The sequence below is a fragment of the Streptomyces spongiae genome (genome assembly GCF_009377185.1).
GTDB classification, from domain to species: Bacteria; Actinomycetota; Actinomycetes; order Streptomycetales; family Streptomycetaceae; genus Streptomyces; species Streptomyces spongiae.
The window spans coordinates 17,212-38,457 of sequence record NZ_VJZC01000038.1 but is presented as its reverse complement, the minus strand read 5'-3'; the positions used below and the strand labels follow the sequence as shown (position 1 = coordinate 38,457).

Genomic DNA, 21,246 nt, shown 5'->3' with positions numbered 1-21,246 from the left:
GTCTGGGGGCGGAGCCCCCAGGGGACGGGAATGGGTAGGGGCGGCAGGGGCGAGGACTACGTGCCCACTACGGGGTGTACACCACCGGCCTCGGCGCCGTGGGCATCTTGTTGCCGATGAAGAAGCTCGTGTGCGGCGGCTGGTTGTAAGCCGTGTTCTGCCAGGCCAGACCCGTGCGGTACATCGTGTCGTGCAGCAGAGTCGTGATCTTCGTGCCCGTTTCGAGCGGTGTGGAGTAGATCCGCAGTGCCGTGTTGTCGCTGGTGCGCCAGACGACCTCCTCGCGCCAGTCGCCGAGGATGTCACCGGACAGGGCGGGGGTGGACTTGGTGCCGTTGTTGGAGGAGACCCCGGAGCCGGTCAGCAGGCGGGTGTCGGAGGACGTGCCGTACTTGTCGATGCGGGTGCCGTCGAGGAGTTCACGGACCGTGTCGCCGTCCCACCAGGACAGGAAGTTGACGGAGGACGGCTCACGGCCCTTGGTGGCGCCGGCCTCGTCGCGGATGTTGCTGTCGGAGGCGGACCACATCTCCGGGCCGTCGTTGCCTGCGTAGACGTCCCCGGCGACTCCCCGGCCGTTGTCGCAGCACGCGGCCAGCTGCCAGCGGACCGCGCCGTTCGCCGGGTTGATGTACAGCTCGGCGGGCTGCGACGTGGACTCCGAGACCTTGAAGTACTCCAGGCCGGAGGTCGACGGGTCGAGGTCGCCGAGGTGCTGGGCGTCGCCGTGGCCGGTCTTCGTGGTCCACAGGGCGTTGCCGTTGTCGTCGACGGCCATCGCGCCGTACACGATCTCGTCCTTGCCGTCGTTGTCGACGTCCCCCACGGACAGGCTGTGCGAGCCCTGGCCGTCGAAGCCCTTGCCGCTGTTGGTGGAGGAGTTGGTGTCGAAGGTCCAGCGGCGGGTGAAGCCGCCGTTGCGCCAGTCCCAGGCCGCGATCACCGTACGGGTGTAGTAGCCGCGGGCCATGATGAGGGAGGGCCGGGCTCCGTCCAGGTAGGCCGTGCCCGCGAGGAAGCGGTCCACCCGGTTGCCGTACGAGTCGCCCCAGGACGAGACCGTGCCACGGGCCGGGACGTAGTCGACGCTCGCCATCGCCTTGCCGGTCTGGCCGTTGAACATCGTCAGGTACTCGGGGCCGGTCAGGACGTAACCGCTGGAGTTGCGGTGGTCGGCGGACGAGCTGCCGATCACCGCGCCGGTGCCGTCCTTCGTGCCGTCCGACGTCTTCACGGCGACCTCGGCCTTGCCGTCACCGTCGTAGTCGTACACCTGGAACTGGGTGTAGTGGGCGCCCGAGCGGATGTTGCGGCCCAGGTCGATACGCCACAGGCGGGTGCCGTCGAGCTTGACGGCGTCGACGATCGTGTTGCCGGTGTAGCCGGACTGGGAGTTGTCCTTGGCGTTGGTGGGCTGCCACTTGAGGACGAACTCGAGCGCGCCGTCGCCGTCGAGGTCGCCGACGGAAGCGTCGTTGGCCTCGTAGGTGTACGCGACGCCGTCAGGGGTGGTCCCTCCGGCGGGCGCGCTGATCGGCACGTCCTTGTAGCCGGTGCGGAACTGGACCGCGTGCACCGAGTCGCCCTGCTCCGCGCCGTTCACGATCGCGCGGACCGTGTAGTCGGCCTGGGCGGGCGCACCGGAGTGGAAGTAGTTGGTGGAGCCGGTGATCGGGGACGAGTTGACCTTCGTACCGGCGCGGTAGACGTTGAAGGACACGTTGTCGGGGTCGGTGCCGAGCCAGCGCCAGCTGACCAGGTTGCCGCTGTCGGTGTGCACGCTGACCACGCCCCGGTCGAGTTTCTCGACCTGCCGGGCGGTGGCGGCCTCGGCCGAGTCGACGGTGAACGTGGTGAGTCCGGCGGCGGTGAGGACGGCGGCCGCCAACGTGGGCAGGACCTTGCGTCTGCGGTGCCTGTGCGGGTGCTGCACGTGGATACCTCCCGGTGGGGGACAGACGGGTGTCTGTTTCCTCAGTTGCCGCTGGTGCGGGGCGAGTTGCCGGGGTCGCTGGGCGAGTTGCCGAGGTAGGGCGAAGAGCCCGTGCGGTTCACCTGAATGCTTCGCATTTCGGACGTACTTGCCGTCCCGGCCGTATCCGGTCCGATCGGGCTCCGTTACACCACACACCACTCGCACCGAACGATCGACCGACCGAGGGGGAAGCATGAGCGGCACCGCACGCGGACCGATTCCACGGGAACCGGAGAAGGACCCCACACTCGCCATCGAGGTCGCCCCTCGCTGGCAGGGAGAACCCCGGCACCGGCTCGTCGCCGTCGGTGACTCGCTCACCCAGGGCTTCCAGAGCGGCTCGATCTTCAGCACCGCCCTGTCATATCCGGCGATCGTCGCCCACGAGCTGGGCTGGGCCGACCGGTTCCGTTACCCGGCGTACGACGGGTACGGCGGGCTCCCGTTCAACATCGAACTGTTCCTGCGCGACCTGGAGGCCCGCTTCGGGCGCGACGTCGACTGGTGGGAGTCGGGGCTCGCGCTGCTGCGCGCCCGGCGGTTCCTGGACGAGGTGGAGGACTACTGGGAGCGCGGACCGGGCCGTGCCGCGCCCACCGCCACCTCCGTCAACCACAACCTCGCCGTCTTCGGCTGGGACCTGCGGGACGCGCTCGACAAGTCCCACGCCGTGTGCGCCTGGGGGCACCTCCCACGCCCTTAAGGCAGTGGGGGAGGATCGACGCGCCCAAGGACCAGTTGCTGCGGCAGCTCGTGGAGCACGCCGACGACCGCGCAGCCCTGCGTGTGCTGCCCGCCCCGCCCGCGGCGCCCGACTCCCTCACCCAGCTGAGCGCGGCCGCCCGTCTCGGTGACGAGGTGGGCGACACGGACCCGCGGCACGGCATCGAGACGCTGATCGTGTTCCTCGGCGCCAACAACGCGCTGAGCTCGGTGGTCGACCTAAAGCTGTGCTGGAGCAAGGACGGCGAGTACACCGACCTGGTGAAGAAGGGCGACTTCACCGTCTGGCAGCCCCAGCACTTCAGGGCCGAGCTGGACAAGGTCGCCGCCGAGGTGCGCGGTATCAAGGCGCGGCACGTGATCTGGTGCACGGTCCCGCACGTGACCATCGCGCCCGTCGCGCGCGGCGTCGCCACGAAGACCGAACCCGGTTCGGCGTACTTCCCGTACTACACCCGCCCCTGGATCGGCGACCACGACTTCGACCCGACGCGGGACCCGCACCTCACCGGGGACGAGGCCCGTCAGATCGACGAGGCGATCGACCACTACAACCACGCCATCACCGACGTGGTCCGGGGGGCCCGGAAGGCGGGCAAGGACTGGTACCTCCTGGAGACCTGCGGTCTGCTCGACCGGCTGGGCAGCAGGCGCTACGTCGAGGACCCGCTGGCCCGCCCGTCCTGGTGGACCCCCTATGTGCTGCCGCCCGCGCTCCAGGCACTCGACCCGGTGCCCACCACGCACTTCCTCGCCTGCGACGGTGAACGCCGCTCGGCCGGCGGGCTGTTCTCCCTGGACGGTGTCCACCCGACCACGGTCGGCTACGGCATCCTCGCCCAGGAGGTCATCAACGTCATGCGCCTGGCGAACGTGCGGTTCTTCCGGCCCGACGGCCTGACGGAACGCCAGGGCCCCGTCCTCGTCGACTTCGAGCGGCTCATCCGCCCCGCACACGCTGATCAACCACCCGCCGGGGAACCTGACGTCAAGTCTCGCTGTCCTGGCCTGGGCGGACGAGACCCTCGATCTGCTGCGTCGGGTCCTCAGGTTCGGCATCTGAGGGACGGTCGGCGGCGTAGCGCGCCGCGAGCGCGGCCACCGTCCCGGCGATCCTGGCACGCAGTTCGGCCGGTGCGAGCACCTCGACGGCCGTGCCGAGGCCGAGGAACACGTCGTGGGCGTGGTCGACGGACTCGATGGGGACGGTGGCGCGGGTCCAGCCGTCCGCGTCCGTACGGCCGCCCGCGGCCACGGCGGCGGCCGCCGCGCCGGTGAGGCGGGTGCCCGGTGCGAGCCGTACGACCGCCTCGCCGCGGTGCAGCCGGTCGTGGAAGTCCCGCTGGTACGCCGTCCAGTGGGCGGCCAGGTCGAAGTGCTCGGGGCGGGTGAACTCCTCGTCGGACGGGGTCAGTTCGAGGATCTGGTCGACGCGGTAGGTACGCGGTCCGGGGCCCGCCACGACGTACCAGCGGCCCGCCTTGAGGACGAGTCCGTACGGTTCGAGGCGGCGGTCGACGTCGGTGGGCTCGCGCCAGCGGCGGTACCGGACGTGCAGCACCCGGCTGTTCCACACCGCGTCGGCGACGGCGGGCAGGAACGGGGCCTCCTCGGCGTCGGCGTACCAGCGGGGCGCGTCGAGGTGGAAGCGTCCGCTGACGCGGTCGGCGTGGGCCCGCAGTTCGGGTGGGAGGGCGGCGCGGACCTTGAGCTGAGCGGCGGCGAGGACGGAGCCGAGGCCGAGTTCGGCGGCGGGGCCGGGCGCGCCCGCGAGGAACAGGGCCTCCGCCTCGTCGGTGGTGAGGCCGGTGAGGCGGGTGCGGTATCCGTCGAGGAGCCGGTAGCCGCCCGCGTGCCCGGCGTCCCCGTACAGCGGTACGCCCGCCGCGTGCAGCGACTCGACGTCCCGGTAGACCGTCCGCACCGACACCTCAAGCTCCCCGGCGAGCTGGGCGGCGGTCATCCGGCCGCGTGTCTGGAGGAGGAGCAGGATGGACAGCAGTCTGCTGGACTTCACTGACACAGGATGTCAGGGGAGCGGCCCTAGCGTCCGGTCATGACCTTCAAGGAGAAACTGCTGACCGTGCCACCGCCCATCGAGGTGGCGGGTCGGAGGATCAAGCGCTACCACGTCACCGCCGACCCCTCGGGCATCGCGCCCGAGGTGGAGAAGGCGGCGTACGAGATCCTGCCGGAGCTGCTGCCGGAACCGGACGGCACACCGCCGGCGACGTTCGTGGTGTTGCACCGGGGCGGGGACAGCGGGGCGTACCTCAACGCATACAGCTGGGTGTGGGACAACGTCCTGCACTTCAGGGGCGCTTCGGCGGGTCAGTCGGCGCTGGGCTGCCCGGACCTCGACCCGACGCACTTCGTCCTCCCCGACCTGCCGTGGATCGGCTGTGTCTGGGAGCTGCCGCCGATCCTGCACGAACGGGACGCCTGGGTGCGGCACATGCTCGCGCCCGAAGTCCCGGACCTGGACGCCTACATGACCGACACCCTGCCCGAGGGCACGACCGGAGACCGCTGATGAGCACCGCGCACGACTTCGACTTCTTCCACGGCGAGTGGGATGTCGCCCACCGCCGCCGTACCGACTTCCTCGACCCGGACAGCGGCTGGCAGGAGTTCCCTGCCTCCACCCGCTGCCTGCCCCTCTTCGGCGGCGCCGCCAACCTCGACGAGATGGACGTGCCGAGCCAGGGTTGGAAGGGGCTGACACTGCGGCTGTTCGACCCCGCGGCACGCGAGTGGTCGCTGAACTGGTCGTCGAGCCGCAGCGGCAGGCTGTTCCCGCCGGTGACCGGCCGCTTCGACGGCGACGGGCGTGGCGAGTTCCACGGGGACGACACTCATGAGGGGAAGGACGTGCGGGTGCGGTTCCTGTGGTCCGGGATCTCGGCGACCACCGCGCGCTGGGAGCAGGCGTTCTCCGTGGACGGGGAGCGGTCGTGGGTGACCAACTGGGTCATGGAGTTCACGCGTCCCGCTTCCTGAAGGCCCGCAGGGAGAACGTCGGGTCCGGGCGGGGGCGGTCCTGGTCGGGCAGGGCCGCGAGCTGTGCGGCGTAGTGGTCGGCGAGCGGGGCGCCGGGCGGCAGCGTGACGAACCAGCCGCGCCGCAGGTCGGTGAGGGCGCGCCGCGGGCTGCGGCCCTGACCGCGGCCCGCGAAGCAGGTCTGCCCGGCCGGGCGCAGACCGTGCCCGGCGGCGTACTCCTCGACGGCCCTCGCGGCATCCAGGGCCGGGGTGCGCGGGCGGGTGGCGAGCACGGTGTCGATGTCACTGCCCACGTTGTGGGAGGCGGCCTTGTCGACGGTGGTGACGTACACACCGCCGGGGCGCAGCACACGGGCGCACTCACCGACGACGGCCCGGACCTCGTCCGGACCGTCGACGAGGTGCAGCAGCCACACACTCGTCACCGCGTCGAACGCGCCGTCGGGAAAGGGAAGTCGGCGGCTGTCGGCGAGGACGACGGCGCCCGGCAGGCGGTCGGCGGCCCGGCGGGCCATGCCGTACGTCAGGTCGACGCCCGTGACCCGGGTGCCGGGGCGCGCGGCCACGATCCGCCTGGTCACGATGCCGGTGCCGCAGGCGACGTCGAGCAGGCGGCGCGCGCCGTCGGGCACGAGACTCAGCACGGCCTGGGCGGCCGCCTCCGCGCGGGGCTCTCCCCCGCGCAGGACGTCGTACCGCTCGGCCTCCTTGTCGTAGTCCAGCACCGCTCAGCTCGCACCGTGGCCCTGGGCGAGTTCCTCCACTCGCCGGGCGAGCTCGAAGTCGCGCTCGGTGACGGCGCCGCCCACGCTGTGGGTGTTCATGGTGAGGGCGACGGTGTTATAGCCGAGGGTGAGGTCGGAGTGGTGGTCTAGCTCCTCCTGGACCTGGGCGATGTGCACGACCATGGCGGTCGCCGCGAAGTGCGAGCCGAGCCGGTAGGAGCGGGCGATCCGGTCCCCGTCCAGGGACCATCCCGGCAGCTCCGCCAGCCGGTCCTCGATCTCCTTCAGCGACAGGGGTGCGAGGGGCATTCCCGGCTCCCTTCCTGGGTGTCACCTACGTGTCCAGCCTGCCACAATCGGGCTCAGGACGCCCTGGTCAGGAGGGTTTCCGGCGTCTACGGTCGTACCCATGGCCACTGTCTGGACCGGCGCCTCCCGTCTCCCGGCCGCCCCCGCCGACCAGGGCATCGGCCCGCTGCTGCGCGCCTGGCGGCAGCGGCGTGGGGTCAGCCAGCTGGATCTCGCGCTGCGGGCCGGTTCCTCCGCCCGGCACATCAGCTTCGTCGAGACGGGCCGCTCCCGGCCGAGTGAGGAGATGGTGCTGCGTCTGGCCGAGCACCTGGACGTGCCGGTGCGGGAGCGCAACGCGCTCCTCCTCGCGGCCGGTTACGCCCCGCACTATCCGGAGACCCCGCTCGACGACCCGTCGATGGACGCGCTCAGACAGGGCATGGAACGCCTGATCCAGGGCTACGAGCCGTACCCGGCCCTGATCGTCGACGCGACGTACGACGTGCTCGCCGCGAACCGGGGCATCGCCCTGCTCCTGGAGGGCGTCCCGGCCTCCCTCCTCGCACCCCCGCTGAACGCGATGCGCCTGACCCTGCACCCCGAGGGCCTGGCTCCGCGCATCCGTAACCTCCGCGCGTGGCGCGGCCACCTGATCGAGCAGATGACCCGCCAGATCGCCCTCCACCGCTCGGACGCGCTCCGGGAGCTGTACGAGGAGGTCACGGCCTATCCCGTCCCGGAGCCCGGCGAGCCCGCGGAGACGGACGTCCCTCCCGCGTACTTCGCCCTCCCCCTGTGCGTCGAGCACGACGGCCACGTGCTGAACTTCGTGTCGTCGATCTCCACCTTCAACACCCCGATGGACGTCACGGTCGCCGAGCTGGCCATCGAGACCCTGCTCCCGGCCGACCCGGCTACCGCCAAGTACCTTCAGTCCCGGGCGAATTGAGCTACCGTCATAGACCCATGGATCATTTCCAGCCGTTCGACCCCATGAGTGTTCGCGTGAAACATGACACACTGCTCGCATACCTCGGCGCGTGGGGAGGCGTGGCGTGAGTGAGCGGCGGCCCGCACCCACGGTGGGCCAGGTGGTGCTCGGGCGGCGGTTGCAGGAGTTGCGGGAGACCGCCGGGCTGAGACGGGAAGAGGCGGCGAAGGTCCTCAGAGTGGCGCCGGCGACGGTGCGGCGCATGGAGATGGCCGAGGTCTCGCTCAAGATTCCGTACGTACAGGTGCTGCTGACCACGTACGGCGTGGCGGAGAGGGACGTCGCCGCGTTCGTCGCCCTCGCCGAGGAGGCCAACGAGCCCGGCTGGTGGCAGCGGTACCACGACGTGCTGCCCGACTGGTTCAGTCTGCACGTCAGCCTGGAGGGCGCGGCCCAGGTGATCCGGCAGTACGAGCCGCACTACGTGCCCGGCATGCTCCAGACCGAGGAGTACGCGCGCGCCGTCCTGGAGGCCGGGACGGTCGGGCAGAGCGGGCCGGAGTCGATCGAACGGCACGTGTCACTGCGTATGGCCCGGCAGAAGCTTCTCACCCGCACCAACCCGCCCCATCTGTGGGTGGTCATGGACGAGACGGCGCTGAGACGCCCGGTGAGCATCCGGCCCGAGGTGATGCGCAACCAGCTCGACCGGCTTCTCGACGTGATGGAACGGGACCATGTCACGCTCCAGGTGGCCGAGTTCGCGTCCGGACCGCACCCGGGGACGTACGCCCCCTTCGTTCTGTTCCGTTTCGCGGAACCCGAGCTGCCGGACATGGTGTACACCGAGTACCTGACCGGCGCCCTCTACCTCGACGCGCGGCCCGAGGTGTCCATGCACCTGGAGGTGCTGGACCACATGGCCGCCCACGCGGCCTCCGCCCCCCGCACCAAGGAACTCCTGCGCGAGTACCGCGAGAGGTTCTGACCTGAACGTATCGCCGTTGGGGGCGCGGTGCGTTGGCGGCTGACTGTTCGTCGTGGTTCTCGCGCAGTTCCCCGCGCCCCTTTCGGGGCGCAGCCCCCTACGCAGCCCCACCCTTCGTATCCTTCTCGTCGTCCACGATCTCCGCGTCCACCACACCCTCCTCGTCCCCCGCATCCCCGGCGGAAGCCGAACCCGGACTCTCCGTAGGCTTCTGCTGGGCCTGGGCATACATCGCCTGCCCCATCTTCTGACTGACGGACGCGAGCTTCTCCACCCCCGAGCGCAGAGCACTCGTCTCCGCGTTCTCCGACAGCAGCCGCTTCAGCTCACCGATCTCCGCCTCGACCTCGGACCTGGCCTCCGCGGGCACTCGCTCGTCGTTGTCGCGGAGGAACTTCTCGGTCTGGTACACGAGTTGCTCGGCCTGGTTGCGGGTCTCCGCGGCCTCGCGGCGCCTTCGGTCCTCCTCCGCGTACTGCTCGGCGTCCCGCATCATGCGGTCGATGTCGTCCTTGGGGAGGGCCGAACCGCCCGTCACCGTCATCTTCTGTTCGCGGCCCGTGGCCAGGTCCTTCGCCGAGACGTGCATGATCCCGTTGGCGTCGATGTCGAACGCCACCTCGATCTGCGGCACCCCGCGCGGCGCGGGCGGCAGCCCCGTCAGGTCGAAGACGCCCAGCTTCTTGTTGTACGCGGCGATCTCGCGCTCGCCCTGGTACACCTGGATGCCGACCGAGGGCTGGTTGTCGACGGCGGTCGTGAAGATCTCCGAACGCCGTGTCGGAATCGTCGTGTTGCGTTCGATGAGCTTGGTCATGATGCCGCCCTTGGTCTCGATGCCGAGGGACAGCGGGGTGACGTCGAGGAGGAGGACGTCCTTGACGTCGCCGCGGATGACGCCCGCCTGGAGGGCCGCGCCGACGGCCACGACCTCGTCCGGGTTGACGCCCTTGTGCGGGTCCTTGCCGGTGAGTTCCTTCACCAGGTCGGTGACGGCCGGCATCCGGGTGGACCCGCCGACGAGGATCACGTGGTCGATGGCGGAGAGCTTGATGCCCGCGTCCTTGACCGCCTGGTGGAAGGGGGTACGGCAGCGGTCGAGGAGGTCGGCGGTGAGTTCCTGGAACTGGGCGCGCGTCAGCTTCTCGTCCAGGTGGAGGGGGCCCTCGGCGGATGCGGTGATGTACGGGAGGTTGATGGTCGTCTCGCTGGAGCTGGACAGCTCGATCTTGGCCTTCTCCGCGCCCTCGCGCAGTCGCTGGACCGCCATCTTGTCGTTGCCGAGGTCGATGCCGTACGAGCCCTTGAAGCGTTTGATCAGGTACTCGACGATCCGCTGGTCCCAGTCGTCGCCGCCGAGGTGGGTGTCGCCGTTGGTGGCCTTGACCTCGATGACGCCGTCGCCGATCTCCAGCAGCGAGACGTCGAAGGTGCCGCCGCCGAGGTCGAAGACCAGGACGGTCTGCTCCTCGCCCCGGTCGAGCCCGTACGCGAGGGCGGCGGCCGTGGGCTCGTTGATGATCCGCAGGACCTTCAGGCCCGCGATCTCCCCGGCCTCCTTGGTGGCCTGGCGCTGGGCGTCGTCGAAGTAGGCGGGCACCGTGACGACCGCGTCGGTGACGTCCTCGCCGAGGTAGGACTCGGCGTCGCGCTTCAGTTTCTGCAGGACGCGCGCGGACAGTTCCTGGGGCCGGTAGCGGGTGCCGTCGATGTTCCCCTGCTCCGGGAAGTGCCAGTTCGCGTCGCCCATGTGGCGCTTGATGGAGCGGGCGGTGCGCTCCACGTTCGTCACGGCCTGCCGCTTGGCGACCTCGCCGACGAGGACCTCGCCGTTCTTGGCGAAGGCGACGACGGACGGTGTGGTCCGGGCGCCCTCCGCGTTGGCGACGACGGTCGGCTCACCGCCCTCCAGGACGGCCACCACCGAGTTCGTCGTACCGAGATCGATTCCGACCGCGCGTGCCATCACTGTCCCCTTCCGCCGGTTCCCCCAGGGATTCCACCGCGGGTGTCCTGACATCCAGCACAAAACTTGAGTGCGCTCTTGTCAAGGGACAGGTGTCCCCTGCGGCTCGCGGAACGGTCCCGGACACGACGGTGCCGCGGCCCGAACGGACCGCGGCACCGGTGCCAGGGGCGTCAGGAGAGCTTGGCGGAGAGCGTGATGGTCGTTCCCGTCAGGGCCTGGCTGACGGGGCAGTTCTTCTTGGCGTCCTCCGCGGCCGCGACGAACGTGTCCTCGTCGACGCCCGGGACCGTGCCCTCGACGGTGATGTGGATGCCGGTGATGCCCTCACCCGGCTGGAAGGTCACGTCGGCGGAGGTGACGAGCTTGGTGGGCGGGGTGCCGGCACCGGCCAGGCCGTGCGACAACGCCATGGAGAAGCAGCTGGAGTGGGCGGCGGCGATCAGCTCCTCGGGGCTGGTCTTGCCGTTCGCCTCCTCGGCGCGCGACGGCCACGACACCGGCTGCTGGCCGATGCCCGAGGAGTCGAAGGTCACGACACCGTTGCCCTCGAGCAGGTTGCCTTCCCAAACGGTGTGTGCGCTACGCGTGGTTGCCACGGTTCTTCCTTTCGCATGGGGTCCCGTCAACCGGGTTCCTGTCCCCCCATCCGATCACACCCGCCCTCACCGCACGCGACTAGACCGGCCCACTGGCGGTGAACGGCAGCCGAGTACTCTGCGGGATCAGGTATGCGTGCTCGCGGCGCACCCGCAGGACGTCGCACCACCCGTCCGTGATGACGAGGACCGGCGCGCCCGGCGATCTCCGTGACCGGCAGATGGCCCGCGTCGTACGGCGCCGCGTCACAGAAGACGACGCGTGCGGCCGGTACGTCGCGGGCCTCGGCGTACGAGGCGATCGCGCCCAGCGCCTTGCCGAGCAGGACGCGGTCCATCGAGCCGGAGGTGTCGAGGACGACGCCGAAGGTGCAGCGTTCGATCTCCTCGGGCGGGAAGTAGCGGCCCGCGCGCGGGATGTCGGGCGTGGAGGACTGGCGGCGCGAGGGGCGCGCGTACGTCCGTACGGGCTCCGGGCGGGGGACGAACTCGTCGAACCAGCGGGCCAGTTGGGCGTCCCAGGGCAGCGGTGGGTGACTGAGCGCGCGGATCTCCTGGACTAGACCGGCGGGCAGGAAACCGCGTTCCTGGTGCTGGTGCAGGTCGAGACCACCGGCGAGTCCCCGGCGGTAGAACTCGTCCAGGTCGACGTAGTCGCGCGGGCTGCCGAGCGGGGCGCCGAGGATGTCGCCCGTGCCCTTGCCGCGCGGGGTCGACAGGCGGCGCATCCTGCGCACGTCCTTGGCGATCCGGTCGTACACCTCCTCCGCCGACAGCCCGGCGAGCTCGGGGTCGTGCAGCAGCCCTTCCGGCATCGTGCCGATGTGCATCTCGCGGAGCCAGCCGTTGATGACGTAGTCGGCGGCGATGTTGAGCAGGAACGGGTCGCGGGCGCCGCAGCGATCACCGTGGCGCAGGGCGGCGTGCAGCATCTCGTGGGCGAGGACGAAGCGCCACTCCTCGTCCTCGAAGTCACGCAGCGGGTTGATGTAGATCTCCCCCGCCTCGGCGTTCACCGCGGCGATGGAGATGTCGTGGGCGCGGGCGATCTCGGCGTCGGCGACGATCGTGATGCCGGCCGCGATGCCGCCGAGCAGCGGGTAGGAGGAGATGAACCACTCCAGGGCCCACTCCCCGGGCCGCTTGCGCGTGGGCCCGCCGGACATGGAGTCGCGGCGGCCGCCCGCCATGTCCATCGCCGTGGACATCGTGCGGGTGAGGGCGTGGGCGAAGGCGAGCTGCCAGTGCGGGGGCTGCCCGGCCCATTTGTCCCACGGCACGAGGAGTTGGTCGGTGTCCTGGCCCGCCGTACCGCAGTGCGCGTACGCGGCCGGATGCCGCCCTGGCGCCAGCGGGCGGCGAGCTGCTCCTCGTCTCCACCGGGGTAGGTGGCGGGCAGGTCGTCGGGGGTGCGGCCGACCGGGAAGCTCAGCAGGAACCGGTTGACGACGGCGCAGCGGGCGGCGAGCGTGAAGCGGTCGGGTTGCTCGCGCCGCCCCTTCGCGGCCGGAAGGTGGCCGAAGCCGAGGTGGATGACGGCGTGGGCGATCGCCCACGCCCACTCGGCGGGCTCGGCTCGGCGGGTGGGATGGGCGTGCACGATGCCGCTGGAGTCGACCCGGACGAGGCCGTCCCTCGGGGCGTACCTGCACGTCTCCTGGTCCCGGTTCATCTCCGGGTCCCGGCACGACCGCTTGCCCCGGCACAGCTTCGCCTGCAGCGCGGCGATCGCCGGGTTGGCCCACGCGAGCAGCACCCCCTCCGCGAACGCCTCCGTGGCGGGGTCCGGCCTGCCCGACTCGTCGGCCTTCTTGCGGGAGCGGCTCATCGGCACGCCTCCCCATCGCACCCCGCCGTCCTCCGCACAGGCGCCGTCACCGCCGTGCCTCCACCAGGCGCGGCATGTCCCGGGCCGCCTCCACCAGGAACCACGCGGGCAGCACCGGGTTGCCGTCCGAGTCTGAGGCGGTGACGCTCTGGGCGACCTCGACGGAGATCTCGGCGAGGTAGTACAACAGGTCGCGGTCCTCGGGGCGGCTGGGCCAGCGTGCCTCGCCCTTGAGGATGGCCTCGATGCCGTACTGGCTGCGCACGATCTTGACCTACCCGCGGAAGGCCACCGCGTGCGCGGGCGTCAGCGTGCCGTGGGCCAGGACCTTCAGGGTCTCCTCGTCGAGCGCCCGGCCGAAGGAGTGCAGCGCGTCGGAGAGCATGTGCCAGGAGCGGGGCGTGGAGAACGGCTCCTCGGTCTTCGGCGGCTTGGACCACAGGTGGTCGGGGCGGTCGGTGAGGTGGTCGAGGATCCAGGGGTGGATGTCGTGGCCCGCCGCCCACCCGAGCCAGTCCTTCGCCGACGCCTCCAGGTGGACGTGGGCGAGACGGTTGACCAGCGCGGAGGCGATGGGGCGGGCCAGGGCGTTGTCCGTCGCGCGATAGCCGGCGCCGATCACGATCGAGCCCTTCGGCAGCTCGTAGTCGCCGATACGGCGGTCCAGGATCAGGGAGTAGAACGCCTTCTGCACGTCCGGGGTCGCCGCGTTCAGCTCGTCGAGGAACAGACAGTACGGCTCGTCGCGGGCGATCGCCTCCGGAGGACAGAACACCGAGCGCCCGTCGCGGATCTGGGGCACGCCGATGAGGTCCCAGAGACTCGGCGAATTCCCGTACGAGGGAGGACTTGCCGATACCGGGGGCTCCCCAGATGAAGACCGGCCGCACCGTGGCGAGACCGAGCAGTAGTTCCGGAATGCGGGAAGGGGTGACCGTGACGGCTGCCTGCAAAAGCAGCGACTCCTTGGGGCCGTTCGAGTGAGGCCGCGCAGGTGCGCGGTGTCCGATACGGACAGTGTGTGCGGCACGCGCCCCCGTCCGCAGCCCATTTTTCGTACGGCTCGGACACGGGCCCACCACCTTCGAGCCCCGCTCCCGAGCCACGGACAGTGCATGGCGATATGCGCATTACATGGCTGTATGCCTAGCATCCGATCGAGACATAACGGACAGAAGGTGACTTCCGACAGGGAGAATGGCCATGCGCATGATCTACGCGGACCGCGGTCCGTCACCGCTCAATTCCGGCAAACCGAAGTCCGCCGACCGGGACGGGACGGCCGGCTGGTGGGGCGCCTTCAGTATCGAGAGGTTCGCGAACGCGTCCCCGCTGCAGTTCACCCACGAGGACGCGAACGGCTGGCTGGCGTATCTGCGGCAGTTCGAGGAGCAGAACTTCTGGTTCCAGGACGGGGGTGTCCAGCCCTGGGCGTACGAGGAGACGTACGACAACTGGCAGGACCGCTACGGGATGGACGCCGTGACGGCGGTCTACCACTCGGGCCACGGCTTCATGCGGGACAACGGCCAGTTCATCGCCTCGATGGGCGCGGCCTGGGACGGGCGCAACATCGCGGAGTCGCAGCGCATGGCGTTCGGCAACGAGAAGGTCAATTACGTCTTCTGGTCCACGTGCTTCTCGCTGCGGGTGCTCGGCGCGCACAACCCGGTACGCACCTGGGGGGCGTCCAACCTCGGCGCCCGCATGATCTTCGGGTTCGAGACCACCAGCATCGACCACCCGGGGTACGGCTCCAAGTTCTGGGAGAAGTGGCGGGCCGGGCAGACCTTCTGCGAGGCGTGGCTGAACGCCTCCTGGGACATCGACCGCGGCCAGGCGCCCTCGGTGGCCGCGGCGGGCGCGACGCAGGCGGAGGCGAACGACCGGCTCAACACCGAGCGGGACTTCCACCGCGGCCACGTCTCGGACGCCTGGTACGCGTGGCGCTGGTACAACGCCCGCGAGAGCCTGCACGAGCCGCTGACCACGCTTCCGATGGAGCCACAGACGATCGCGCTGGCGCCGCGCGACCCCAGCACCGAACTCACTCGGCTGGCCGAGGCGGTCCACTTCCCGGCTGCAGCGCTCCAGGAGGTTCACGTGGAGCGGCAGGGCGTGCTGAGCGCCAACGCCGGTGACCGGTACGTCTCCACCGCCCCACAGGCCGCCCGCTGGGTCCGCCTCGGCGAGGCCAACCACCGCAACACCCGGCAGCTGCCGACCGAGGAGGCCGTGCGGCTCGCGGAGGAGTTCGCCCGGCAGCACGCGAACGGCGCCGAGCTCATCGTGGACGAGGTGCACGACCTGTGGCAGAACTCCGGTGCCGCCGACGGCTCCCAGATCGGTGAACCGGTCTCCCTCCAGACGCATGTGACGTTCCGTCAGGCATTTGATGGCGTACCGGTCATCACTCCGGGCCGGGGCGAGATCCGCGTGGCGCTCGACAACGACGGGAGTGTGGTGCAGGCGCACCTGTCGACCCGGGACACCGCCAACGGAGCCACCCTCACACCCAACTCGATGGTCGCGCCGCCCACCGCGAACGGGCGGACCGGGCCCGCCCCCGCGCCCCGGGAACCCGCCGAGGCACTGGCCACCGCCCAGCGCAGACTGGTCGCGGAGCTCGGCGCGGTGGGCGCGAACGAGCGCCAGTCGGCCGTGGACGTGCAGCAGGAGCTCGAGATCCGGGACGTGCCCGGAACGATGCGCGTCGGCTTCGAGATCGAGGGCAACGAGGCGTACCCGGCGGCCCGCAAGCAGATCGAGATCCGGCAGCAGGGCAGCGAGTTCGTCACCCGGCGCTGGGTGGTCGCCCCGCTGGCCCGGTGAGCGTCCCGGGTCCCGTACGACCGCGAGGAGCCCTCATAGATTCATGAGGGTCAGGCGGCCCGCCGGTCCTGCCGGCGGGCCGTCAGCGGTACCTGGGGGCCGCTGCACTCGCGCAGCCAGCGCCGCAGCACACGGTGGACGTGCTCGGCGCCGACGAGCTCCTCCCCGTCCCCGGCCGGCGCCGAGAACGCGACCGGCGACAGCAGGAACGCCCTGCCCTGGTCCCCGCCGAGGCCGCCGTGCGAGCCGATCTGCTCCTCGAAGGCGAGGACCTCGCCGTCGACCGGGTCGTACCAGGAGTTGACCATGATGTCGGCGACGTGCGGGAAGTCGTGCGTGCGCCGTACGGCGTCGGCGGCGCCGGGCCCGAAGTCGGCGAGCGGGCCGGGGCGTTCGTCGGTGAGCTCGGCCACCGGGACCACCGCGCCGTGCGCGCCGAGCACGACACCGCCGTGCTCCTCGCTCCCCACCAGGACGAACCCGATGCCGGGGTGGTTGGCGAGCGTGGACAGCAGCGCGGGATGCCGCCGGTCGATCTCCTCCTTGGTCATCCGGTGGGACACGTCGGGGAACGACACCAGCCCGAGGTTGCCGGAGGCCAGCACGATCGGCTCGGAGCGGCGCGACGGCCGGTGCTGCTCGCCGCCCTCCTCGACCGGCCTGCGCAGCGCGGCCCGCACGGCCGCCCGCGCCTCGGCCCCGCTGTGGGTGCGCTGCGCCCTACGCGGTACGGGCAGTCCGCAGCCGGCCCGGACCAGGTTGCCGAAGGTGAGGCCGTAGCGGGCGAGGAAGGTCTCGCCGGGGCTCTGGCCGTGGTCGGACAGGACGACGACGCGGTACGCGCGCGGGGCGTGCTCGGCGACCTGCGCGATCAGGGCGAGCGAGCGGTCGAGCCGTTCGAGCACCTTCTCGGCGTCCCGGCTGCCCGGGCCGGAGTGGTGGGCGACCTCGTCGTACGCCACCAGGTCCGCGTAGATCGCCTCGCGTCCGGCGAGCATGTCCCCGATCACCGCGGCCACGACGACATCACGCTCGACGACGGTGGCGAAGGCCCGTATGAAGGGGTACAGCCCGCCGCGCCCCACGCGCGGACGCTGCCGCCGCATCCGGGCGCGGGTGGACTGCCCTATCTCGCGGAGCACGTCGGCGACGAACGACATGGCGGTGCGCACGGCGTTGGCGGGGTCGGAGAAGTAGGTGAAGTACCCGGCCCGGGACCGGTTGTCCTTCCCCCTGCGCGCCGCTATGGACAGGACGAGGGCGAGTTGGTCGGCGCCACCGCTGAAGAGGTTGCCGCGGCTGGCGCCGTCGAGGGTGAGGAGGCCCCCGTCGCCGGTGCGCTCGACGGCACGGCGCTGGAGCTCGGCCGCGCTGGAGGGCCGGTTGCAGACCATGACCTCGCGGCTGTCCTTCTCGTACCACCGGAAGGCCGGGACGTCGTGGTTGGTGCCGTGCAGGATGCCGAGCTGGCTGGCGCCGGTCTGGCTGGACCAGTCGGTGCGCCACGGGCTGAGGCGGTGGGTGGCGGGCCGGGTGGAACCGTGGCCGAGCCACCCCGCCATGGTGGGCATCAGGCCCTTGGCCACGGCGGCCCGGAGCACCTCGTACCCGACGCCGTCGAGCTGGACGAACACGGTGCCGGGGCCGCTCGGCCCCGGGTGGTCGTGGGCGTGTCTGCGGCGCCGGTCGGCGAGGCGGTACAGCCGGCGCCGGTACGGGTCGTCGTCCCGTACGGCGAGCGCGCCGCCGGTGGCGGAGGCGACGGCGGACATGACGGCGGCCACGACCACGGCCGTCTCCGGGGCGACCTCGCCGCGCCCGGACGGGTTGAGCCGCAGCGCGAGCAGCAGCAGCGACCCGTTCAGGAAGAACACGAGCAGTCCGAGGACGAGGGCCGGTACGAGGAGCAGCAGCCGGACCAGCAGCGGCCACACCAGGGAGGAGAGCAGACCGAAGGCCCCGGCGGCGAAGGCGGCGGTCACGGCGATCGTGGTGCCGCTGTCACCGGTGTCGGACTGCAACTGGAAGTCGGGCAACGCCCCGGCGAGCACGAGCATCGTCACCGTGGACACCGCCCACACGGCGATACTCCGCCACACCCCGCTCAGTACGCGTCGCCAGCGCCCACCGCCCACGTCCACCTCACGTCCCGGCCCGCCCGCCGCGCGAGCCCCGTCCCAGCCTGTCACAACGGGCCGGGATGTTTGTTCGACTGGACCGCACAGGGCTCACCGGCCGTCGTAGCCCGCCGTCGGCATGGACAGGCGGCGGTGCACACGAGCCTTCATCTGGGCGTCGTACCGGGGCTCGGCGCTGCCGACCGTCTCAAGGCGCACGCCCCGGCGCGCGCACTCCGCGGTGAACGCGCCGACGTCGGTCAGCGCCCGCTCCAGCACCCGCCTGCTGGGGGCGACGAAGAGGTCGACGAGACCGGCCTCGACGTCGGACCACAGGGCGGAGTGGTCGGGGCGCAGGCCACGCACGAGGAGTTCGCGCGTGATCACGTACCCGCGCTCGGCGGCCCAGCGAGCGCACATGGCGTGCTGGCTGCGGGAGTCCACCAGAAAGGGGTCCGCCTCCAGCTCCTCCAGTGGCGTCAGGCCGGCGATGGCCGCGACCCGTACAACCGGCGACATGCCGAAGGCATGCCTCATGTCTCCCATGGAGTCCCCCTCACCTCCGGGTTTCGCCGCAGACCCTACCCCTGCCCGTAGGCTCGGGGGGAGTCGCGCGAAGGAGGCAAAGGAAGTGCCGGTGGAGATCACCTGGTGGGGTCATGCCACCTGCACGGTGGAAGACTCGGGCACGCGGGTGCTCACGGACCCGCTGTTCGCGCGCCGGCTCGCGCACCTGCGCAGACGCCGGGGTGCGCCGCCCCCGGCCGAGGCCACGGCGGCGGATGTGGCCCTGGTGTCGCATCTGCACGCCGACCATCTGCACGTGCCCTCGCTCGCGCGGCTCGCGCCGGGTACCCGGCTGCTGGTGCCGAAGGGCGCGTCGCGCCAGGTGCCGGGGCTGCGCAGGCTCACCCATCTCCAGCTGACGGAGGTGGCGCCCGGCGACGAGACGCGCGTCGGTGACCTGGTCATACGCACGGTGACGGCGCGGCACGACGGGCGGCGGCTGCCGGTCGGACCCCACCGGTCGCCCGCCCTGGGGTTCGTGATCGAGGGATCCGCGCGGACGTACTTCGCCGGGGACACCGGACTGTTCGAGTCGATGGCCGAGGAGGTCGGCCCGGTCGACGTGGCGCTGCTGCCGGTCGGCGGCTGGGGACCGTACCTCGGTCCGGGGCATCTCGACGCGGGGCGCGCGGCGCAGGCGCTCGCGCGGCTCATGCCCCGTAGCGCGGTGCCCGTGCACTACGGCACGTACTGGCCGATCGGCCTGGACGCCGTGCGCCCCCATGAATTCCACGCCCCCGGCGACGAGTTCGCCCGCCTCGCCGCCACCCACGCCCCCGAGGTGACCGTCCACCGTCTGGGACACGGAGAGCGCGTGCGGCCGGAGGTCGGACGGTGAGGCGCGGCCGGTCCACCACGAAGCGGTCGGTGGCTGCGGAGGTCCGCTCATGATGGTTCTGGCCGTGGCGGGCTCGACGGTGTCGACCGAGTCCACCCAGCAGGCATTCGGTTACCCCACGCTGTTCCTGCTGGTGTTGGCCGGAGCGCTGGTGCCGGTGGTGCCGACGGGGGCCCTGGTGAGTTCGGCGGCGGTGGTGGCCTTCCACCAGACGGCACCGTTCTCGCTGCTGCTGGTGTTCCTGGTGGCGTCGTGCGCCGCGTTCCTCGGGGACATCGCGCTGTACTGGCTGGGCCGGCGCGGGATGGGGTCCAGGAACGGGTCGCGCTGGCTGGAGGCGATCCGCCGGCGCGCGCCCGAGGACCGGCTCGCCCAGGCCCAGCGGAAGCTCGACGACCACGGCGTGACCGTCCTGGTCCTGTCCCGGCTCGTGCCGGCGGGCCGTATCCCGGTGATGCTGGCCTGTCTGATGGCCGAGATGCCGCTGCGCCGCTTCGCCCACGGCAACCTCCCGGCCTGCCTGGCCTGGGCCGTCACGTACCAGCTCATCGGCATCCTCGGCGGCTCCCTCTTCGACGAGCCGTGGGAGGGCGTGGTGGCGGCGGTCGCGCTCACGCTGCTGATCAGCGTGGTGCCGAGCCTGTGGCGCAGGTTGCGCCGGTCCGTCACTCACTGAGTACCCGCGACCCGCCCACCGGTAGGTCCCACAGGTCCTCGCGCGCCAGTCCCGCCCGCTCCCACGCCGCGCGCACCCGGGTCAGCGGTTCGAGGACCGGCTCGGCCGAGAGCACGAACGTGCCCCAGTGCATCGGTGCCATCCGGTGGGCGCCGAGGTCCCGGAAGGCGCGGACCGCCTCCTCCGGGTCGCAGTGGACGTCGCTGAGCCACCACCGGGGGTCGTACGCCCCGATCGGCAGCAGCGCGAGGCCGATGCCCGGGTAGCGGCGGCCGATCCGGGAGAACCAGTGGCCGTAGCCCGTGTCGCCCGCGAAGTAGACCCTGCGCCCGTCGGTGTCGGTCAACACCCAACCGCCCCACAGCGAGCGGCAGGTGTCGGTCAGGGTGCGCTTGGACCAGTGGTGGGCCGGTACGAAGTCGAAACGGACACCGCCGAATTGGGCCGCCTCCCACCAGTCCAGCTCGGTGACCCGGGCGAACCGGCGGCGCCGGAACCAGCCCCCGAGTCCGGCGGGCACGAACACCGGTGTGCCGCGCGGGAGTCGGCGCAGTGTGGGCGCGTCCAGGTGGTCGTAGTGGTTGTGGCTGATGACGACCGCGTCGACGCGCGGCAGGGCGTTCCAGGCGACCCCGACGGGGGTGATCCGGTTCGGGGTGCCGAGGATGCGGCGGGACCAGACGGGATCGGTGAGGACGGTGAGGCCGCCGATCCGGATCACCCAGCTCGCGTGCCCCACCCAGGAGACGGCCACCGTGCGGGCGTCCACCCGGGGCAGCGGCTGCGGGTCGTACGGCAGGAGCGGGATGTCGGTGAGTCCTTCGGGCCCCGGCCGCACGGAACCCTCACGGGCGAACCGCGCGAGGGCCCGCAGTCCCGGCAGCGGTGTGGTCAGCCGGCCGGCGAAGGAGCGCGGCCATATCCGCTTCTCCCCCAGCGGGCGGGGCTCGGCGAGCGGATACGGTTCCGTGCGCGGATACGGTTCGGTGCGCGGATACGGTTCGGTGCGCGCGGCCGACGGGTCGGCTGCCGCGACCGGGCGTGCCGAGGGCGCCTCGGGGTCGGCTTCCTGTGCGGCGCTGCTCGTCCCGGCAGCGGCCGTTCCCGTCTCCGTGCCCGTCTCCGTGCCCGTATCCGTGCTCGTCGTCGACTCGGACTGCTGCGTCATCGAGGAAGCTCCCCTCACTG

At 71.3% G+C, this 21,246-nt stretch carries 17 protein-coding genes and 2 pseudogenes; 8 read left to right on the top strand and 11 right to left on the bottom strand.

From position 1 onward, the window contains the following. Positions 1-67: 67 nt before the first annotated feature. Complete coding sequence (locus FNH08_RS08765; RefSeq protein WP_322724039.1) at positions 68-1,933, bottom strand: rhamnogalacturonan lyase; 1,866 nt, start codon at positions 1,931-1,933, stop codon at positions 68-70. A 235-nt stretch (positions 1,934-2,168) separates the two neighbouring features. On the opposite strand from FNH08_RS08765, the gene FNH08_RS51715 reads away from it, so the two are divergent. Next, the gene (locus tag FNH08_RS51715; protein WP_228033988.1) at positions 2,169-2,678 is read left to right on the top strand and encodes a hypothetical protein; all 510 of its coding nucleotides are present in this window, start codon (positions 2,169-2,171) and stop codon (positions 2,676-2,678) included. 1,008 nt (positions 2,679-3,686) lie between these two features. Here FNH08_RS51715 and FNH08_RS08755 read toward each other — a convergent pair. Next, complete coding sequence (locus FNH08_RS08755; RefSeq protein WP_322724037.1) at positions 3,687-4,715, bottom strand: helix-turn-helix transcriptional regulator; 1,029 nt, start codon at positions 4,713-4,715, stop codon at positions 3,687-3,689. A 39-nt stretch (positions 4,716-4,754) separates the two neighbouring features. Between FNH08_RS08755 and FNH08_RS08750 the strand changes: the two genes are divergently transcribed. Both FNH08_RS08750 and FNH08_RS08745 read left to right on the top strand, forming a co-directional pair. After that, entirely contained in the window at positions 4,755-5,231 is a 477-nt protein-coding gene (locus tag FNH08_RS08750) for a hypothetical protein (RefSeq protein WP_152770826.1), read from the top strand. Further along, complete coding sequence (locus FNH08_RS08745) at positions 5,231-5,698, top strand: hypothetical protein (protein ID WP_152770825.1); 468 nt, start codon at positions 5,231-5,233, stop codon at positions 5,696-5,698. The genes FNH08_RS08750 and FNH08_RS08745 overlap by 1 nt, the downstream gene beginning before the upstream one ends. Here FNH08_RS08745 and FNH08_RS08740 read toward each other — a convergent pair. Together FNH08_RS08740 and FNH08_RS08735 are read right to left on the bottom strand one after the other, a co-directional pair. Further along, the gene (locus FNH08_RS08740; RefSeq protein ID WP_322724035.1) at positions 5,679-6,425 is read right to left on the bottom strand and encodes a class I SAM-dependent methyltransferase; all 747 of its coding nucleotides are present in this window, start codon (positions 6,423-6,425) and stop codon (positions 5,679-5,681) included. The genes FNH08_RS08745 and FNH08_RS08740 overlap by 20 nt on opposite strands. 3 nt (positions 6,426-6,428) lie before the next feature. After that, positions 6,429-6,734 carry a 4a-hydroxytetrahydrobiopterin dehydratase gene (locus FNH08_RS08735; protein WP_152770824.1) on the bottom strand — a complete coding sequence of 102 codons (306 nt, stop codon included), beginning with the start codon at positions 6,732-6,734 and terminating at the stop codon, positions 6,429-6,431. 100 nt (positions 6,735-6,834) lie between these two features. On the opposite strand from FNH08_RS08735, the gene FNH08_RS08730 reads away from it, so the two are divergent. Both FNH08_RS08730 and FNH08_RS08725 read left to right on the top strand, forming a co-directional pair. Beyond that, positions 6,835-7,665, top strand: coding sequence for a helix-turn-helix domain-containing protein (locus FNH08_RS08730; RefSeq protein ID WP_152770823.1), 831 nt, complete (start codon positions 6,835-6,837; stop codon positions 7,663-7,665). A gap of 106 nt (positions 7,666-7,771) precedes the next feature. Then, entirely contained in the window at positions 7,772-8,635 is an 864-nt protein-coding gene (locus FNH08_RS08725) for a helix-turn-helix domain-containing protein (protein WP_322724032.1), read from the top strand. Between the two features lie 97 nt (positions 8,636-8,732). Here the strand turns inward: FNH08_RS08725 and dnaK are convergent, their stop codons facing one another. From dnaK to FNH08_RS08705, 4 genes and pseudogenes are all read right to left on the bottom strand, one after another. Beyond that, positions 8,733-10,601, bottom strand: a complete 1,869-nt coding sequence (dnaK, locus tag FNH08_RS08720) for a molecular chaperone DnaK (RefSeq protein WP_152770822.1) — start codon at positions 10,599-10,601, stop codon at positions 8,733-8,735. A gap of 173 nt (positions 10,602-10,774) precedes the next feature. Then, on the bottom strand, positions 10,775-11,200 hold the full coding sequence (locus FNH08_RS08715) for an OsmC family protein (protein WP_322724030.1): 426 nt from the start codon (positions 11,198-11,200) through the stop codon (positions 10,775-10,777). A gap of 79 nt (positions 11,201-11,279) precedes the next feature. Beyond that, positions 11,280-13,028, bottom strand: a pseudogene (locus FNH08_RS08710) (vWA domain-containing protein). A gap of 46 nt (positions 13,029-13,074) precedes the next feature. Next, positions 13,075-13,981: pseudogene (locus tag FNH08_RS08705) on the bottom strand (ATP-binding protein). A gap of 250 nt (positions 13,982-14,231) precedes the next feature. On the opposite strand from FNH08_RS08705, the gene FNH08_RS08700 reads away from it, so the two are divergent. After that, complete coding sequence (locus FNH08_RS08700) at positions 14,232-15,860, top strand: DUF6345 domain-containing protein (RefSeq protein WP_152770820.1); 1,629 nt, start codon at positions 14,232-14,234, stop codon at positions 15,858-15,860. Positions 15,861-15,910: 50 nt separating this feature from the next. Here FNH08_RS08700 and FNH08_RS08695 read toward each other — a convergent pair whose 3' ends face one another. Together FNH08_RS08695 and FNH08_RS08690 are read right to left on the bottom strand one after the other, a co-directional pair. Continuing rightward, positions 15,911-17,995, bottom strand: a complete 2,085-nt coding sequence (locus tag FNH08_RS08695) for an alkaline phosphatase family protein (protein WP_322724040.1) — start codon at positions 17,993-17,995, stop codon at positions 15,911-15,913. Between the two features lie 93 nt (positions 17,996-18,088). Then, on the bottom strand, positions 18,089-18,523 hold the full coding sequence (locus tag FNH08_RS08690) for a recombinase family protein (RefSeq protein WP_152770818.1): 435 nt from the start codon (positions 18,521-18,523) through the stop codon (positions 18,089-18,091). Positions 18,524-18,608: 85 nt separating this feature from the next. Here FNH08_RS08690 and FNH08_RS08685 point away from each other — a divergent pair, with 85 nt between their 5' ends. Together FNH08_RS08685 and FNH08_RS08680 are read left to right on the top strand one after the other, a co-directional pair. After that, a complete protein-coding gene (locus FNH08_RS08685; RefSeq protein WP_322724028.1) occupies positions 18,609-19,382 on the top strand; it encodes an MBL fold metallo-hydrolase in 774 nt (257 codons plus the stop codon). A 49-nt stretch (positions 19,383-19,431) separates the two neighbouring features. After that, complete coding sequence (locus tag FNH08_RS08680) at positions 19,432-20,058, top strand: DedA family protein (protein WP_152770816.1); 627 nt, start codon at positions 19,432-19,434, stop codon at positions 20,056-20,058. Here the strand turns inward: FNH08_RS08680 and FNH08_RS08675 are convergent. Beyond that, positions 20,048-21,226, bottom strand: a complete 1,179-nt coding sequence (locus FNH08_RS08675) for an MBL fold metallo-hydrolase (RefSeq protein WP_152770815.1) — start codon at positions 21,224-21,226, stop codon at positions 20,048-20,050. The two genes, FNH08_RS08680 and FNH08_RS08675, sit on opposite strands and share 11 nt — an antisense overlap. Between the last annotated feature and the right edge of the window lie 20 nt (positions 21,227-21,246).

What these genes read in the sequence shown, in the direction of transcription:
- FNH08_RS51715 (WP_228033988.1), top strand. Translation starts at nt 2,169, where the DNA reads ATGAGCGGCACCGCACGCGGACCGATTCCACGGGAACCGGAGAAGGAC.
- FNH08_RS08750 (WP_152770826.1), top strand. Translation starts at nt 4,755, where the DNA reads ATGACCTTCAAGGAGAAACTGCTGACCGTGCCACCGCCCATCGAGGTG.
- FNH08_RS08745 (WP_152770825.1), top strand. Translation starts at nt 5,231, where the DNA reads ATGAGCACCGCGCACGACTTCGACTTCTTCCACGGCGAGTGGGATGTC.
- FNH08_RS08735 (WP_152770824.1), bottom strand. Translation starts at nt 6,734, where the DNA reads ATGCCCCTCGCACCCCTGTCGCTGAAGGAGATCGAGGACCGGCTGGCG.
- FNH08_RS08730 (WP_152770823.1), top strand. Translation starts at nt 6,835, where the DNA reads ATGGCCACTGTCTGGACCGGCGCCTCCCGTCTCCCGGCCGCCCCCGCC.
- dnaK (WP_152770822.1), bottom strand. Translation starts at nt 10,601, where the DNA reads ATGGCACGCGCGGTCGGAATCGATCTCGGTACGACGAACTCGGTGGTG.
- FNH08_RS08700 (WP_152770820.1), top strand. Translation starts at nt 14,232, where the DNA reads ATGCGCATGATCTACGCGGACCGCGGTCCGTCACCGCTCAATTCCGGC.
- FNH08_RS08690 (WP_152770818.1), bottom strand. Translation starts at nt 18,523, where the DNA reads ATGGGAGACATGAGGCATGCCTTCGGCATGTCGCCGGTTGTACGGGTC.
- FNH08_RS08680 (WP_152770816.1), top strand. Translation starts at nt 19,432, where the DNA reads ATGATGGTTCTGGCCGTGGCGGGCTCGACGGTGTCGACCGAGTCCACC.
- FNH08_RS08675 (WP_152770815.1), bottom strand. Translation starts at nt 21,226, where the DNA reads ATGACGCAGCAGTCCGAGTCGACGACGAGCACGGATACGGGCACGGAG.